Below are 16,533 nucleotides of genomic sequence, written 5' to 3'. Positions count from 1 at the left end.
GCTCTACTTGTCCTTCTTCTTGTACATCGCCAGCATGCGCTGGGTGACGAGAAAGCCGCCGAAGATGTTGACCGAGACCAGCATCAGCGCGACGAAACCGAAGCCGGTGGCGATGCCGGACGCCGAGATGCCGACGGCAAGCAGCGCGCCGACGACGATGACCGAGGAAATGGCGTTGGTGACGGCCATCAGTGGCGTGTGCAGCGCCGGCGTCACCGACCAGACGACGTAATAGCCGACAAAGATCGCCAGCACGAAAATGGCGAAGCGGAAGACGAACGGATCGATGGCCCCGCCGGACAGCGCGTGCGCGGCGTCGCCCGCCGCATCGGTGCCGCCAGGAGCTGTGGCCAGATCCTGCACAGCGAGCCGGACGGCGGCGGTAGCCTGGTCGAGCTGGTCGAGGGCTTTCTGCAAAGTCTGGTCCATCACGCGATCCCTTTCGACTTATTAGCGGGCGATTTGGGTGCGGCAGCTTTCCTGGATGCGGCAGCTTTCTTTGGCTGGGCTGGATCTTTTGCAGCGGCGGGCTTCGCAGGCTCAGCCGAGGCGATCATCACCGCCGGCTTGCCGGCGAAAGCCGGATGCACGACCTGGCCACCATCGGTCAGCATCGTCGCCTTGACCAGTTCATCGTCGCGGTTGATGGCGAGCGTCTTCGCGGTCTTGTCGACCAGCGTCTCGAGGAACGCAAAGAGGTTCCTGGCATAGAGCAGCGAGGCGGAGGCAGCGACGCGGCCCGGCACGTTGAGATGGCCGACGATTTTCACGCCGTTGGCCGTGGTCACCACCTGCCCGGGCACGGCGCCCTCGACATTGCCGCCGCGCTCGACCGCCAGGTCGACGATCACCGAGCCCGGCTTCATCGAGGCGACCATCGCGGCCGAAACGAGCTTCGGCGCCGGACGGCCGGGAATCAGCGCCGTGGTGATGACGATGTCCTGCTTGGCGATGTGCTCGGCGGTCAGCGTGGCTTGCTTGGCCTGATACTCCTTCGACATTTCCTTGGCGTAGCCGCCAGCCGTCTCGGCCGCCTTGAACTCCTCGTCCTCGACCGCCAGGAACTTTGCCCCCAGCGAGGCAACCTGTTCCTTGGCGGCGGGACGCACGTCGGTGGCGGTGACGACGGCGCCGAGACGACGCGCAGTAGCGATCGCCTGCAGGCCGGCGACGCCGACGCCCATGACGAATGCTTTCGCCGCCGGCACAGTGCCCGCCGCCGTCATCATCATCGGCAGCGCCCGGTCATATTCGGCAGCCGCGTCGATCACCGCCTGGTAGCCGGCGAGGTTGGCCTGGCTGGACAGGACGTCCATCGATTGGGCGCGCGTGATGCGCGGCATGAACTCCATCGAGAAGGCGGTGACGCCGGCCCTTGCCAGAGCATCGACGGCGGCATCGTTGCCATAGGGATCGATGATGGCGATGACGGCACTGCCCGGGCGATAGGCCTTCAGCTCCGCCTCATCAGGCCGGCGCACCTTCAGCACCACATCGGCCTTGGCGACATCGCCGGCCTTACCGATCGCAGCGCCGGCCTTGGCGAACTCCTCGTCGGGAATGCGCGATGCCGTGCCGGCGCCGCTTTCGACGATGACGTCAAACCCCAGCCCCGCCAGCCGCTTCACCGTGTCGGGCGAGGCAGCAACGCGCGGCTCGTTCGCATCGAGCTCACGAGGGATGAAAACCGTCTGTCCCACCGCATGATCCTTTCGGCTGGAACCTGTCTGCGCAGGACGCCGACCGAACTTCCGGCGATGTCGCGGGCAAGGGGGTTTTGAAGAATTTACCGGAGAATGAAAGCGCCGACGGCGAGGATCAGAACAAACAGGACAAAGCCCGAGAAGAAGCCGCCCGCAAAGAAGCCGAAAGCCATTGCCAGAAGCACGGCGGCGCAAAACAGCGACCCGTATTTGGCGAGCATGAGAAAGCCGGCATAGGTGCGGTCGTGCTCGGCATAGTCCATCTTCGCGCCTAGTTCGACAGGACCGGTCGGCGAGTGATCAGCCATAGGAATACCCCTTCGAAGACATCTTTCAGGCACATAGCGAAAAGCCAGGCCGAGGGCAATGGCGCTATTGCCGCATCGCTGGAGACAACAGCCTCAAAAGAAAATTGGAGCCGCCAGATGCAGGATGTCGTTTCGGAGGCGCTCGCGGCTGCCGCCCTCGCGCTTGCTTTCCAGCTAACGCGCCGCGCCTGCCGACATTTTCAGCCGGCGAGTTGCGGAAACAGCCCAAGCAGGCCGACGACGATCAGGTAGAGCGCGACGATGTAGTTGAGGAGTCGCGGCATCACCAGGATCAGCACGCCGGCAATCAGCGAGATCAACGGAGTGAGCGCGAGCGTGGGAATGGTCATGTCGGGTTCCTTTCGGTAGAATTTCCGCCGAAGCGATGCAGATTGACATCGTCCGCGCACCACCGGCGCGCCTCCCAGAACGCCGAAGCGGCCTGAAAGCTCCAGCCACGCTCTCAATTTGCCAATTGTCAGGCGGCTTCGCGGTAGTATTTGGCGGTCGGCAGAATGGTCAGCGGCGCGAGTTCACCGGCACTGGGTGTCTCAAACAGCATGCGCTGCTCCATCGGCGTCGACCGAAAGAATGGGAAACGCTGGAGTACCCGCTCCAAATTGATCTCGTAGTTCGCGTCATAGAGTACCACGGGAACGGTGAATGGAGGATAGTCTCTCGGTTGCCCCACTTGCACGGCACCGAAAGTCCGCTGGTAGAAAGCCGTGTGTTCCTTGCGGATCACGCCGAGACACGCCGTCACCTGGAAGTGGACGCTGGCAATTAGTGCTAGCCGCAACGTAACGTAAGGCAGGGCACGATGCATCGATATGAAGTCCGGGTCGGCTGCCAAGAGCGTCGGATTGACGAAGGATTCGCCGCGAAGCAGCCGCGGATGAAGCAGATCGCCAAATCTGGTCATTGCGGGCGCGTAAGGTTCGCTCGGTGTCAGATGATGAAGACGGAGCGTACACACGAGGGAATTGTCGACGAAGACACCAAAGCGATAACAGTTCGGCGTGTCGTCGAGCACATCCATCATCATCTGGTCGCTGGATTCAGGCAGAAAGCCGTTCAGCCGGTAAGCCTTGTAGCGAAGCCGGTAAATCGCCTCCATGTCTTCACCGCTTTCGCAGCGCCTGTATTCCACGCGCTCAAGAAGGGTCGAAACATTGCGCGAGAAGGAAGACATCCCGCTGAGGTCGGTCGGTCGGTCATCCACATGAACAACCCCATCGGATACCGCCACAATACAATTCCCTTCTGCCATCTTCCCTGAAAACCTATCGTGTGCGGTCGTGGCATAAAAGATGGAAATCCAATCGAAGTCGTTTACCTAATATTAACCTTAACTTGCCGCCGCGGCACGTCTGGTCGAGTTGGTCGAAAATGAAGCGCGGAAATCAGCTAAGCGCTCGTTTGCCCGCAGGCTTTTTATCGATGGCGAATGGCCAGACCGTGGTAGCCATCGTTCCGATGCCGGACGCTGTCAGCGCTGAACCAAACAAAAAGCCCTGGACCATATCCGGTTTGATAGAATGCGTCAGAATCTTGAGCTGCTCGTATGTCTCAACGCCCTCGATAGTCACGTTGAGACCGAGAACTCTGATCAGTTCGACCACGCCCTTCAACAGCGCGAGCGAACTCGGGTTGTGGGTGACGTCCATCAGGAACGAGCGGTCAATCTTGACCTTGTCGAGCGGCAGCTTGTGGAGATAGCTCAAGCTCGAATAGCCCGTGCCGAAGTCGTCTAGCGCAATGCGCACGCCAAGCCGTTTCAACTCCTCGATATACTGACGCGTCAGCGATTTGTCGTCGAGAAGCGCGGTCTCGGTGACCTCGATTTCCAAGCGGCCAGCGGCGAGGCCGGAGTTGGCGAGCGCATCACGGACTTTCTGGACGATGCCACTGCTGCGGAAATCCTTGGCCGAAAGGTTGACCGAGACGCTGGTCGGGTCGGGCCATTTGACGCATTCGGCACATGCCGCCTGCAGGACAAACGTGCTGATCTCGGAAATGATGCCCATTTCTTCGGCCAGCGGAATGAAGATGCTGGGCGAGATCGGTCCGAGATCGGGGTGATCCCAACGACACAGCGCCTCGCAACTGGCGATCCGCATCGTGCTCATCGCGACGATCGGCTGATAAACCACCCGCAACGCCTTGCTTTCCACCGCGGTGCGCAGATCCGCCTTCATCAGCTGACGATCGCGAAACGCCGCATCCATCGAGGCCTGGAACAACCGCCAAGTGTTCTTGCCGAGTTCCTTGGCCTTGTAGAGCGCGAGATCCGCCTTGACGATCATGGCGTCGACATCGGTGTCCCTGACCCGCGAAAGCACCGCGCCACCGCTGGCCTGGATGCGCAGCCCATGGCCGGCGACGTCGACCTCGCCCTGCAGTTCATCGAAAATCCCGTCGATTTGGCTGGTCAGGTGGCTCTCATCCTCAACGCGATCGAAAAAGATCATGAACTCGTCGCCGCCGAAACGGCTGACGGTGACGCCTGGTCCTGCGATCGCTGCCAGCCGCTCCGCGACGGCGTAGATCAATCCGTCGCCGACCGGGTGGCCAAGCGTGTCGTTGACGTTCTTGAAGTCGTCGAGGTCGAGCACGGCGAGCCCGCAGAGACGCTCGAGATCGCCGGATGCCATCGCCTCTCCGATCAACTCGTGGAAATAGGCGCGGTTGGGCAGGCCGGTGAGGCTGTCGTAGCGCGCCATGAAGCGGATCTTGCTTTCTGCCTCGACGCGGGCCGTCACATCCTCGAAGGTGATGACGCCCAGTTCCTGGCTGCCCTCACGCGCCGAGAACTCATAGTGCTGCCCATTCGCGAGCGAGACGAGAACCTTGCGGTCGCGGCCCTCGCGCAGGGCGCGCGTGAGCTGGGCCTCGATGTAGCGGCAGTCCTTCGGCGCCAGCATGCCGCCGGCAACGCCGCGCATCAGCAGGCCGTGGATCGATCGCCCGAGCAGCGCGTCGGGCGACTTGAGCGACATCAGATGCGCGGCTTCGGCATTGGCCACCACCACCCGGCCATCAGGGCCGAGCATGACAAGCCCGTGCGACATGGTGTTCAGCGCCCGATTGAAGCGCTGGGCGAGGCGGTTCGCCTTCTTCTCTTCGCTGATTGCTGTAAATAGCACCTTTCGCACAAGATGCGCCATCTTGTTGATGGTGAACATGAAGGGGATGACGAAGAGGCCCAAAATGACATTGTACACGTCGCCCTTCAGCATCAGGCCGACCGCAATCGGCGCGACCACGGACACGGACAGGATGGCCACCATCTTTCGGGAGCCGAAATTGCGGCCGGCGATGGTGATGGTGCTTGCCAACACCAGCGACACCGCTGCAATCTCGCCAAACAGGTCCGGAACCACGTAGAGGCATACGAACGCGAAAAGTCCGACCGCGGACCCATGAATCGTCCCGGCAACAATGTAGTAGCGTTCCCAGGCAAGCGCGGATTCGTAGGTGACGATGGTGTCGGGACTGACCCTCCGGATCGCAAGATAACGGCCGATGCTAGCGGCAACCATCAGGATGGCGAGAGCGAGATAGATTGCCGCAGACGTTTTCCAATACACGAGCAAGGCCATAGCGCCTTGCGTGAAGGCGCCAACGAGCAAGATGCCCGCGTCGCGAAACAGCGAGCGAACGAAGCCAACGTATACGTCCTCGGATATGTCGTCGGGTCGATCTATGTTCATGACCTGCGGTGTCGCGCGAACCGCAGTCATGTCATAACCGCATTAAGAAAGGTTTAGAGGGGCCATCTCGGGCCTGCGTCAAGCCTGTTGAGTTTCTTCAGATAAGGCATTCACTCGGCGGCCTGGAGTTCCGGCCGAGCCGGTGTCTTCGCCAGGCGATCGAGCAGCCTCAAGCGCTCGCCAGCGGCCTTTTCGGCGCTGGCCTGCCTGACGTGACCATAGCCGCGAATGAGCGCCGGCACCGAGGCAAGCGCTGCCGCGGCCTCGACCTTGCCTGGCGCCAGCGCGCCGGCGACAAGCTCCAGGTCGGCCTCGTACTGCGCAAGAAGCTGCCGTTCCATACGCCTTTCGGAGCTGTAGCCGAACACATCAAAGACCGTGCCGCGCAAGCCTTTCATCGCTGCCAGCAGGCGGAATCCCTTCATCATCCAGGGACCGAAGCTCGACTTCCTCGGCTTGCCGTCCTTGCCGCGCCTGGCCATGATCGGCGGCGCGAGATGGAATTCGAGTTTGTCGTAGCTCTGGAACTGCTTGCCCAGTTCAGCGGCAAAGGAGCCATCGGTGTAGAGCCTTGCCACCTCGTATTCGTCCTTGATCGCCATCAGCTTGAACAGGTTCCTCGCGGCGGCTTCGGTCACATCAGTCGAACCGGGCGCCACGCTGGCTTCGGCCTTGCGCAGCACGGCCACTTTGTCGGCATAGCGCTTGCCATAAGCGGCGTTCTGATAGGCGGTGAGGAAGGCGACGCGGCGGGCGATGACGTCATCGAGCGTCTCGGCGACAGCGGTGTTCTGTGCAGCCGTGCCCGGCTGGACGACGAGGGCGCGCACGAAATCCGGCTGGTGGGAGGCGCGGCGGCCCCAGCGGAAGGCTGAGACGTTCATCGCCACCGACTGGCCGTTGAGCTCGATCGCCTTTTCGACTGCCTCGGCAGACAGCGGCAAGCCGCCATGCTGAAAGGCGAAGCCGAGCATGAACATGTTGGCGCCGAGCGAGCTGCCGAACAGCGCGGTGGCGGTGCGGGTGGCATCGAAAAAATGCGCCTTGTCGTCGCCGGCGGCAGTGCGGATCGCCTTTTTCAGCCGCTCAACCGGCAGCGAGAAATCGGCCGACCGGGTAAACTCGCCGGGCATGATCTCCGCGGTGTTGGCGAGGAAGATCGTGTGGCCTTCGCGCACCGCGGCGAGCACCTTTTGGGCGCCCGACACGACAAGGTCGCAGCCAAGCACAAGGTCTGCCTTGCCGGCCGAAACGCGGATGGCATGGATATCGCCTGGGCTGCGCGCGATGCGGACATGGGTGAACACCGAGCCGCCCTTCTGGGCAAGGCCGGCCATGTCGATCATGCCGCAGCCCTTGTCTTCGAGATGAGCCGCCATGCCAAGCACCGCGCCGATGGTGACGACGCCGGTGCCGCCGACGCCGTCGATGATCGCCGCCCAGCCTTGGTCACCGAGCGGGAATTCCGCGGGCGCGGGCACGCCGTCGAGCGGATCGGTGGTGCCGGCCATACCCTCGGCCTTCCTGATCTTGGCGCCATGCACGGTGACGAAGGACGGACAGAAGCCGTTGATGCAGGAGAAATCCTTGTTGCAGCTCGACTGATCGATCTTGCGCTTGCGGCCGAATTCGGTCTCGACCGGCTGGATCGACACACAATTCGACTGCACCCCACAATCGCCGCAGCCTTCGCAGACCAGTTCGTTGATGAAGACGCGCTTGTCGGGATCGGGGAAAGTGCCGCGCTTGCGGCGGCGGCGCTTTTCGGCGGCGCAGGTCTGGTCGTAGATCAGCACGGATGTGCCCCTGACCGCGCGCAATTCGCGCTGCACGAGGTCGAGGTCGTCGCGGTGATGGATGGTGGCGGCTGCAGGGAATTCGACCTTGCCGGTATATTTGGCCGGTTCGTCGGTGACGATGGCGATCCGCCCGACGCCCTCGGCCCGCACCTGCCTGGCAATCATGTCCACGGTCAGGCCACCCTCGTGCGGCTGGCCGCCGGTCATGGCGACGGCGTCGTTGTAGAGGATCTTGTAGGTGATGTTGGCGTCGGTCGACAGCGCGAAGCGGATCGCCAGCGCGCCGGAGTGGTTGTAGGTGCCGTCGCCGAGATTCTGGAAGATGTGGTCGCGCTTCGAGAACGGCGCCTGGCCGACCCATTGCGCGCCCTCACCGCCCATGGCGGTGAAACCTACGGTGTTGCGATCCATCCACAGCGCCATGAAATGGCAGCCGATGCCAGCGGCGGCGCGCGAGCCGTCGGGCACCTTGGTCGAGGAATTGTGCGGACAGCCGGAGCAGAAGAAGGGCGTGCGCGAGGCAATGTCTGTTGTCTCGGCGAGCATCGCCTGGAACTGGCGAAGTTTCGCCACCCGCGCGGCGATCTCGTCCGACGGACCGATCGTCCGCAAGATTCTCTCGCCGAGCGCGATGGCGATGTCGTTGGGATCGAGCGCGCCCTTGGCCGGGAACAGCCCGTCGCCGCGCTCGTCCTTCTTGCCGACGATGACCGGCTGCATGGCGGTGCCGTAAAGGTTCTCGCGCAGTTGCACCTCGATCAGCGAGCGTTTCTCTTCGACGACGACGATGGTGTCGAGGCCGCGAGCGAAGTCAGTGATGTGCTGCAGGTCGAGCGGCCACGGGCAGCCAACCTTGAACAGCCTGATGCCGATGCGGTTGGCGGCGGCTTCGTCGACGCCGATGTCTTCCAGCGCCTGGCGAACGTCAAGATAGCTCTTGCCGACGGTGACGATGCCAAGCTTCGGGCCACTGCCGCCGGAATAGACGATCCGGTTCAGCCTGTTGGCGTGGATAAAGGCCGAAGCGGCGGCGCGTTTGTATTCATGCAGTCGCTCCTCCTGGCCGAGCATATCGATCTCGTTGCGGATGTTGAGGCCGCCGGGCGGCATGTCGAAGTCCGGGACGACGATATCAAGCCGTTCGAGCGCTGCATCGACCGAAGCCGTCGATTCGATGTTGTCCTTGACGCATTTGATCGCCGCCCAGGTGCCGGCTAAGCGCGACATGGCAATGCCATAGAGCCCATAGTCGATGATCTCCTGGACCCCGGCCGGATTGAGGATCGGCACCATGGTGTCGACAAACAGGAACTCGGTCGCGTGCGCGTTGGTCGAGGACTCGGCCATGTGGTCGTCGCCCATCAGGGCGAGCACGCCGCCATGTCTTGACGAGCCGGCGAGATTGGCATGGCGGAAGACGTCGCCGGAGCGGTCGACGCCCGGTCCCTTGCCGTACCAGACCGAAAAGACGCCGTCATGCGTGCCCTCGCCCAGCAATTCGGCCTGCTGCGATCCCCAGCAGGCGGTGGCCGCGAGTTCCTCGTTGAGGCCGGGCTGGAAGACGATGTCCGACTGGGCGAGCTGCTTCCTGGCCTTCCAAAGCTGCATGTCGAGGCCGCCGAGCGGCGAGCCGCGATAGCCGGAGACGAAGCCAGCGGTGTTCAGGCCAGCCCGGCGGTCGCGCTCGCGCTGCATCAAAAGCATTCGGATGACCGCCTGCGCGCCGGAAAGGAAGATGCGCTCCTTTCGCAGGTCGAACTTGTCGTCGAGCGCGACATCATGCAGCGTCATCAGGCATTTCCTCTGCGGAGGCCGCAGTTCGAGCGCAGCCAACTTCGGAGTTGGAGGCTGCAGTGTTTCTCCCCTTGCCGGGCAGGTCAAACAAAATCGAAGATGCCAGGCGAGGCGCAACAAACGATCCGGTCCACGCCCGATTCTGTAAGAAACGCGCACCAATTGGTCCGTCAGCGCCAAGAAAATTCCGGCCGCGACTGATACCGGCGATGTTTGCGTCAGCCGGCCTTCGAACAGTCGGGCTTGGGCGCGCCCGGCAGCTTGCCGTCCGGATGACCGGCAAGCTCTGGATTGGGCGTATAGAGTTGATCGATGACCAGCGGCCGGTCGGGCAGGACCGATTGGTCCTGCGTCGACATCAGCGTGGTGTCGATCTTCTGGAGGATTGCACCGTTGGCATCCTTGATGCTGATCGAGATCGCATAGGGCTTGTCCTTGACGATGCAGGAAAGCGCCGGGCTCTCCAGCGACACCTTGCCGAGCTTCGGCCAAATTTTCTGTTCGACGATCAGTGGCTCGCCGCCTGCTGGGTTCTGGAAGCTGGCGACCGCAACCTGTCCTTCCTCCATAGGCTGCAGCGGCCTCAGCGTGACGACAAAGGTTGCCCTTGCGAGGCGATAATTGAAGACGACCAGCCTGCCGGAAATCTCGAACAATCTGCCTTCGCCGTCCTTGCCGGTATCGCGGCAGGCGCCGAGCGTTGCCGCGGCCACGAGCATGGCGCCGACAACGATCAGGCGCAAGATTTTCCTAGACATTGGCGGTCCCTCTGGCTGCCGTTCGGCGGCGATAGTGGCGACTTGCCTTCTGGCGGTTGCCGCACACCGCCATGTCGCACCAACGACGGCTGGAATTGCGGCTTCGGTCGAGAAACAACCAGCTGCAATTGGGGCAGATCCTCAGCCTTGCGACGGTGTCAGCCTGCAGCAGCGACAGTGCGGAAACCGCCAGTGCCGCCTCGAAGGCGATGGGCGTCGCCGGCTCGCCGAACGGCCGTCCCGGCGCACCGATCTCGGTGCGGCCGTCCGCGAGACCGTCGGCGCAGGCCTTCAGGAAGCCAGGCAGATCGCCTGTAGTGACCGCGCCCTTCGACACCGCACGACGAAACAGCCGGTCGGTCGTCTCGCGGATCGCCAGCACGACCGGCGCGATCTTGTCCGGGAACGGCGCTTCGAGCCGCCTGCCGCCAAGCTCGGCGGCGCGAAAGACGCTCGCCGTGTCGGCGAAACGGGCGATCTCCGCCGGATCTTTGAACCGGTCGAAGGTTTTCCGGGGATCGCCGCGCAGCACGACGGTGTTCGCAGTGTCGAGCGCAAGAAGGCCGCCAGTGAAGCGGTGCGGGGTCCAGGAAACCGTCATGGGCGCTATTTCTAACCGATAAGCTGCGTTTGACAAGTTAGATTGCCGATGCAAATCTGCTCCGCACGGACGCGGTTCTCCGCGATCCAAGGACATTGGCATGCTCTATTTCTTCCAGCAGGTGCTGAACGGGCTGCATTCCGGCGCGCTCTATGCCCTGCTCGCCTTCGGCTATGTGCTGACCAACGGCATCCTGCACCGGACGAACCTCGCCTATGGGGCGCTGTTCGCCTTTTGCGGACAGACGATGATCCTCACCGCGGCCTTCGGCTATCAGGCCCTGTGGCTGACCCTGTTCGCCGCCGTCGCGCTCGGTATTGTCGCGGCGTTCCTGTATGCGGGGCTGATCAGCCATGTCCTGTCGCGCAGCATCTTCGAGCCGCTGGCCGACCGCACGCCCAATGCGATCGTGGTGACGACGCTGGGCATATTGCTGCTGCTGTCGGAGGCAAGCCGCATCGCCGCTGACACGCATGATCTGTGGCTGCCGCCAATGCTGGCCCAGCCCATCATTTTTGCGAACGGGGCCAACTTCAATGCCACCCTGACGCTTATCCAATTGCTCGACTGCGGGATCGTCGTGGCAACCATTGTGCTCGCCTCCTGGGCGTTCGCCCGCTCGAGTTTCGGCCGGCGCTGGCGCGCCGTGTCCGACGACCCCAAAGCCGCCGCCATGTGCGGCGTCGACGTGCGCGCGGTGTTTCGGCACGCGGTGCTCGCCGGCGGCCTTTGCGCGGCGCTGGCCGGTGTCCTCGCCGGCCTTTACTATGGCAACATCAGCTTCGGCTCCGGCCTGGTCTATGGGCTGAAAATCCTATTCGTGACGGCGGTGGGCGGCTATCTCTCGCCGTCGCGGGCAGCACTTGGCGCTGCCGCTTTCGGCATGGCCGAATCGCTGTGGGCCGGCTACTTCCCGGTCGAGTGGCGCGACGCCTGGATGTATCTGTTGCTCGTCGCCATGCTGGTGCTGGTCGGCGCCGGGCGAGACCAAAGCAAGATCGTCTGACTGCGCCAACCTGGGTAGCGCTGGCCGCAGACGCCACTTTGATTTTGCGCATGATCCCTCCCGCGGCTGTTTCGCCCCTTCCCCATGCCACAAGATTGTTTTACTCGGTCTGCCCTGTGTTGACCCGCCGGTCCACGCACGGCATACCGTTGGGCCACATCAAAGCGGCGGAAAACAAGCGGGAATCGGCGCGTCGCTAATACTTTGAGTCACGCATCGTGCTTTCCGAAAATCGACACCGATTTTCGGGCCGAAGCGTAAAGGGAGGAATGTATGGCAGGGCTTCTCACTCTATCCAGAACGATTGACCGTGTGAACGAGTTCATCGGCAAATGGGTGTCGTGGCTGATCCTGGTGGCAATCCTGGTCAGTGCCGCCAATGCAGTCATCCGAAAGACGTTCGACATGTCGTCGAACGCGTGGCTGGAATTGCAGTGGTATTTGTTCGGCGCCGCCTTCATGCTGGCCGCTGCCTACACGCTTAAGCAGAACGACCATATCCGGATTGACATCGTCTACGGCATGTTCTCGCGCCGCGTGCAGCACTGGATCGACCTTTTCGGCCATCTCTTCTTCCTGATGCCGTTCGTCACGCTGATGGTGATCTATTTCGTCCCCTATGTGTCACTGTCGTTTCACAGCGGCGAAATGTCGAACAATTCCGGCGGGCTGATCATCTGGCCGGCCAAGGCGATTCTGCTGGCCGGCTTTTTCCTGCTCGCGCTGCAGGGCATCTCGGAGATCATCAAGAAGATCGCAATCATGCGCGGCGACATGGACGATCCCACACCGTTCATATCGGTGCATGAACAGGCCGAGCTCGAAGCGAAGGCGCTCGCCGAAGAGGTGCGCTCGTGATCGAGTTCATCGCCCAGAACATGGCGCCGATCATGTTCGCCTCGCTGGTCATCTTCCTGCTGATCGGCTACCCGGTCGCCTTCTCACTCGCCGCCAACGGCCTGCTGTTCTTCTTCATCGGTGTTGTGCTGTCACCCTATTCGGGCGGATCGATCAATCTCGCCTGGCCGCTGCTGCACGCGCTGCCGGATAATTTCTACGGCAGCCGGGTAATGTCGAACGACACGCTGCTGGCCATCCCGTTCTTCACTTTCATGGGCATCGTGCTCGAACGATCGGGCATGGCCGAGGACCTTCTCGACACGATCGGCCAATTGTTCGGACCGATCCGCGGTGGCCTCGCCTATGCGGTGATCTTCGTCGGCGCGCTGCTTGCCGCAACCACGGGCGTGGTGGCTGCCTCCGTCATCGCCATGGGCCTGATCTCGCTGCCGATCATGCTGCGCTATGGCTATGACCGCCGAGTGGCGTCCGGCGTCATTGCCGCGTCGGGCACGCTCGCCCAGATCATTCCGCCCTCGCTGGTGCTGATCGTTCTGGCCGACCAGCTCGGTCGCTCGGTCGGCGACATGTATGCGGGTGCGCTGATCCCGGGGCTGGTTCTGACCGGCCTTTACACGACGTATATCGTGATCATGTCGATCATTCGGCCGAACTCGATGCCGGCCCTGCCGCTGGAGGCCCGCACCCTCGGCCACGGTGTCCTGTCGCTGCTGGTCGCGGTGCTGGCGGCAGTCGTGGTTTCCTACGCGGCCTATCGCTATCTTGCGCCCTCGCAGGGCCAAAACGCCGACATCCTCGGCGCCACCATCGGCGTGATCCTCATCTATGTCGTGGCAATCGCCGACCAGCGCCTGAAGATCAACATGATGTCGCGGCTGGCGCAGCAGGTGATCATCGTGCTGATCCCGCCACTGGCGCTCATCTTCCTGGTGTTGGGCACCATCTTCCTCGGCATCGCCACGCCGACCGAAGGCGGCGCCATGGGCGCTGTCGGCGCGCTGATCATGGCGGCGATGAAGGGGCGGTTGTCGCTGGACGTGATCAAGCAGGCGCTGGCGTCGACGACGCGGCTATCCTCCTTCGTGCTGTTCATCCTGATCGGCGCGCGCGTGTTCTCGCTCACTTTCTACGGCGTCAACGGCCATATCTGGGTCGAACACCTCCTGACATCGCTGCCGGGCGGCGAGATCGGCTTCCTGATCGGCGTCAACATCCTCGTCTTCCTGCTCGCCTTCTTCCTCGATTTCTTCGAGCTCGCCTTCATCATCGTGCCGCTTTTGGCGCCGGCCGCCGACAAGCTCGGTATCGACCTGATCTGGTTCGGCGTGCTGCTCGGCGTCAACATGCAGACCAGCTTCATGCATCCACCCTTCGGCTTCGCGCTGTTCTACCTGCGTTCGGTCGCCGCCCGGGTGCCCTATCTCGATCGCCTCACCGGCAAAAAGATCGCGCCGGTAACCACCGGCCAGATCTATTGGGGGGCGGTGCCCTTCGTGTGCATCCAGGTCATCATGATCGGCTTGACCATCGCCTTCCCGCAAATGGTGATGCACTACAAGGGCACGGCAGCGGACCCGGGCACGATCGACTACCAGGTGCCGGAAACGCCGAGCCTGTCGCCGCTCGGCGTTCCGCCAGCGGATGGCGGCACGGCGCCGACTGCGCCTGCACCGGATCTGTCGCAGCCGCCGAGTTTCGGTGAAACGCCGGCTGCCAAGCCGGCAGCGCCAGCGCCCGATCTGTCCAAACCACCGAGTTTCAATTGATGCCGGAGGCTCCACAGACATGAAAGCGGTGCGGCTGGAGGGCGTCGGCAGCATCGTCCTTCGGGAGGTCGACAAGCCCGTGGCCGGGCCGGACGATCTCCTGGTGCGGATCGAGGCCTGCGGCGTCTGCGGCACCGACCGGCATCTTTTCCATGGCGAATTTCCCTGTACGCCGCCGGTGACGCTCGGACATGAATTCTCCGGGATCGTCGAGGCGATTGGTACCGCCGTGTCCGGCTTTTCGGTCGGCGATCGCGTCACCGGCGATCCCAACATCGCCTGTGGGCGCTGTCCGCACTGCCACGCCGGTCGCGTCAACCTCTGCCATAATCTGGTTGCCATCGGCATCCGCCGCGACGGCGGCTTCGCCGAATATGTCGTGCTGCCTCACAAGCAGGCCTTCCTCCTCCCGAAAGACCTGAAGCCGACGCATGGCGCGTTTTGCGAGCCGCTTGGCTGCTGCCTGCATGGCCTGGACCTGGCGCAGGTCAGACCCGGCTCCTCGGTCGCCGTGCTTGGCGGCGGCGTGATCGGCCTGCTCAGTGCAACTGGCGAGGCTTGCCGGCGCGACGACAATCGTCCTGTCGACGCGCCAGGCCTCGCGGCGTGCCCTCGCAGAAGAACTGGGCGCGACGGCAACGGTCGACCCAATCGCTGGCGATATCATCGACACGGTCGTCGGTCCGTCGGGCCTCATGCCGGGCGGCGTCGACGTGGTGTTCGAATGCGCCGGCGTAAGAGAGACGGTCGAGCAATCGATGCGACTCGCCAGGGCCGGCGGCACGGTTGTCGTCGTCGGCGTGATGCCTCAAGGCATGAAAGCAGAATTCGAACCTTTCGACCTGTTGTTCCGGGAATTGAGGGTGCTGGGTTCTTTCCTCAATCCGTTTACGCATCGCCGGGCTGCCGAACTCATCGCCTCGGGTGCGATCGAGATCGACAAGCTGATCTCCCGGCAGGTGGCGCTTGAGGAGGCGGCTGCGGTGATCGCCAATCCGCCTGCGCCAGGCGAGGTCAAGGTGCTGGTGCTGCCGCGCTGATCGACAAATAGAAGCGCTTCGGCGCCACGCGTCCGAAGAACGCGTGGCGCCGAAACTGTTGTCAGAGTTTGCCGGAGCGCTGCTGGACCATCATGAAGGTGTCGTAATTGTATTCGGCCACCTGCGCCCAGAGATAGTGCTCCTTGCGGAACGCCTTGATCGAGTCCCATATCTTCTTGAACGGCGCGTTCGAGGCTTCCATCTCGGCATAGACCTCGTTTGCCTTTTCGGAGCAGGCTGCCAAGATTTCCTGGCTGAACGGGCGCAATTTGGCGCCTGCGGACACCAGCCGCCTCACGGCCGCCGGATTCAGAAAGTCGTATTTCTGCAGCATGTTGGCGTCGGCGGCCTGCGCGGCGGTGCGCACCAGCGCCTTGTAGGCCGGCGAAAGCTCCTCATATTTCGCCTTGTTGAACATCAGATGGACGGTCGGCCCGCCTTCCCACCAGCCAGGATAATAATAATTGGGCGCGACCTTGTAGAAGCCGAGCTTCTCATCGTCATAAGGGCCGACCCATTCGGCGGCGTCGATGGTGCCTTTTTCCAGCGCTGGATAGATATCGCCGCCGGCGATCTGCTGCGGCACGACGCCGAGCCTTTCCACCACCTTGCCGGCAAAACCACCGATGCGCATCTTGAGGCCCGAAAGGTCGGCGACGGTATTGATCTCCTTGCGGAACCAGCCGCCCATCTGCACGCCGGTATTGCCGCCCGGCAGGCCAAAAAGGCCCTGCGTGGCGAGAAACTCGTTGAACAGGTCGATGCCGCCGCCGTGGTAATGCCAGGCATTGATCCCGCGCGCGTTGAGCGAGAACGGAACCGCGGCACCCAAAGCCCATGTCGGGTCCTTGCCCCAATAATAATATGCCACCGTATGGCAGGCCTCGACGGTGCCGGCGGTGGTGGCGTCCGCGGCCTGCAGGCCGGGCACCAGTTCACCAGCGGCGAAGACCTGCACCTGGAAGTTGCCGTCGGTCGCCTCCGAAAGCATCTTGGAAAAGACCTCGGCGCCGCCATAGATCGTATCAAGGGACTTCGGGAAGGACGACGCCAGGCGCCATGTCACTTTCGGATTGTTTTGGGCGATAGCCGGCGCGGCAAGCGCCGCCGTAGCCGCCGCAGCGCCGACACCGGTCACACCGGCCTTGCGGATGAATGATCGACGATCCATGAAGTCCTCCCTA

General features: G+C 62.8%; 13 protein-coding genes and 1 pseudogene. 4 read left to right on the top strand and 10 right to left on the bottom strand.

What is annotated here, in order from left to right; translation table 11 throughout:
• Positions 1-3 precede the first annotated feature (3 nt).
• From BLT09_RS10380 to BLT09_RS10340, 9 genes are all read right to left on the bottom strand, one after another.
• Complete coding sequence (locus BLT09_RS10380) at positions 4-429, bottom strand: NAD(P) transhydrogenase subunit alpha part 2 (RefSeq protein WP_029347614.1); 426 nt, start codon at positions 427-429, stop codon at positions 4-6.
• Complete coding sequence (locus tag BLT09_RS10375) at positions 429-1,700, bottom strand: Re/Si-specific NAD(P)(+) transhydrogenase subunit alpha (RefSeq protein WP_091592721.1); 1,272 nt, start codon at positions 1,698-1,700, stop codon at positions 429-431. The genes BLT09_RS10380 and BLT09_RS10375 overlap by 1 nt, the downstream gene beginning before the upstream one ends.
• Before the next feature lie 86 nt (positions 1,701-1,786).
• Positions 1,787-2,011, bottom strand: a complete 225-nt coding sequence (locus tag BLT09_RS10370) for an aa3-type cytochrome c oxidase subunit IV (RefSeq protein WP_091592720.1) — start codon at positions 2,009-2,011, stop codon at positions 1,787-1,789.
• 200 nt (positions 2,012-2,211) lie between these two features.
• Complete coding sequence (locus BLT09_RS10365) at positions 2,212-2,361, bottom strand: DUF3096 domain-containing protein (RefSeq protein ID WP_023796799.1); 150 nt, start codon at positions 2,359-2,361, stop codon at positions 2,212-2,214.
• 128 nt (positions 2,362-2,489) lie between these two features.
• Positions 2,490-3,260: an N-acyl amino acid synthase FeeM domain-containing protein gene (locus tag BLT09_RS10360; RefSeq protein WP_236473769.1), complete on the bottom strand. Its 771-nt coding sequence runs from the start codon at positions 3,258-3,260 to the stop codon at positions 2,490-2,492.
• Positions 3,261-3,414: 154 nt separating this feature from the next.
• Positions 3,415-5,724 (bottom strand): putative bifunctional diguanylate cyclase/phosphodiesterase, encoded by a 2,310-nt coding sequence (locus tag BLT09_RS10355; protein ID WP_091592981.1) that lies wholly within the window; start codon positions 5,722-5,724, stop codon positions 3,415-3,417.
• A 110-nt stretch (positions 5,725-5,834) separates the two neighbouring features.
• Positions 5,835-9,314: an indolepyruvate ferredoxin oxidoreductase family protein gene (locus BLT09_RS10350; protein WP_091592718.1), complete on the bottom strand. Its 3,480-nt coding sequence runs from the start codon at positions 9,312-9,314 to the stop codon at positions 5,835-5,837.
• Positions 9,315-9,535: 221 nt separating this feature from the next.
• Positions 9,536-10,075, bottom strand: a complete 540-nt coding sequence (locus BLT09_RS10345; protein WP_091592717.1) for a hypothetical protein — start codon at positions 10,073-10,075, stop codon at positions 9,536-9,538.
• Positions 10,068-10,676, bottom strand: coding sequence for a CGNR zinc finger domain-containing protein (locus tag BLT09_RS10340; protein WP_091592713.1), 609 nt, complete (start codon positions 10,674-10,676; stop codon positions 10,068-10,070). Before BLT09_RS10340 ends, BLT09_RS10345 begins: the two co-directional genes overlap by 8 nt.
• A 100-nt stretch (positions 10,677-10,776) precedes the next feature.
• Here BLT09_RS10340 and BLT09_RS10335 point away from each other — a divergent pair, with 100 nt between their 5' ends.
• The 4 genes and pseudogenes from BLT09_RS10335 to BLT09_RS10320 all read left to right on the top strand — a co-directional run bounded on the left by BLT09_RS10335 (position 10,777) and on the right by BLT09_RS10320 (position 15,349).
• The gene (locus tag BLT09_RS10335; RefSeq protein ID WP_091592711.1) at positions 10,777-11,682 is read left to right on the top strand and encodes a branched-chain amino acid ABC transporter permease; all 906 of its coding nucleotides are present in this window, start codon (positions 10,777-10,779) and stop codon (positions 11,680-11,682) included.
• 273 nt (positions 11,683-11,955) lie between these two features.
• Positions 11,956-12,540: a TRAP transporter small permease subunit gene (locus tag BLT09_RS10330; RefSeq protein WP_091592709.1), complete on the top strand. Its 585-nt coding sequence runs from the start codon at positions 11,956-11,958 to the stop codon at positions 12,538-12,540.
• A complete protein-coding gene (locus BLT09_RS10325; protein WP_208602490.1) occupies positions 12,537-14,309 on the top strand; it encodes a TRAP transporter large permease in 1,773 nt (590 codons plus the stop codon). Before BLT09_RS10330 ends, BLT09_RS10325 begins: the two co-directional genes overlap by 4 nt.
• 19 nt (positions 14,310-14,328) lie before the next feature.
• Positions 14,329-15,349, top strand: a pseudogene (locus tag BLT09_RS10320) (zinc-dependent alcohol dehydrogenase family protein).
• Between the two features lie 61 nt (positions 15,350-15,410).
• On the opposite strand, the gene BLT09_RS10315 reads toward BLT09_RS10320, so the two are convergent.
• The gene (locus BLT09_RS10315; RefSeq protein WP_091592707.1) at positions 15,411-16,520 is read right to left on the bottom strand and encodes a TRAP transporter substrate-binding protein; all 1,110 of its coding nucleotides are present in this window, start codon (positions 16,518-16,520) and stop codon (positions 15,411-15,413) included.
• Positions 16,521-16,533 lie beyond the last annotated feature (13 nt).

The sequence above is a fragment of the Mesorhizobium muleiense genome, assembly GCF_900099905.1.
Classification (GTDB): Bacteria; Pseudomonadota; Alphaproteobacteria; order Rhizobiales; family Rhizobiaceae; genus Mesorhizobium; species Mesorhizobium muleiense.
Note: the sequence above shows the minus strand (reverse complement) of the source record. Positions and strands in the feature narration are given on the sequence as shown.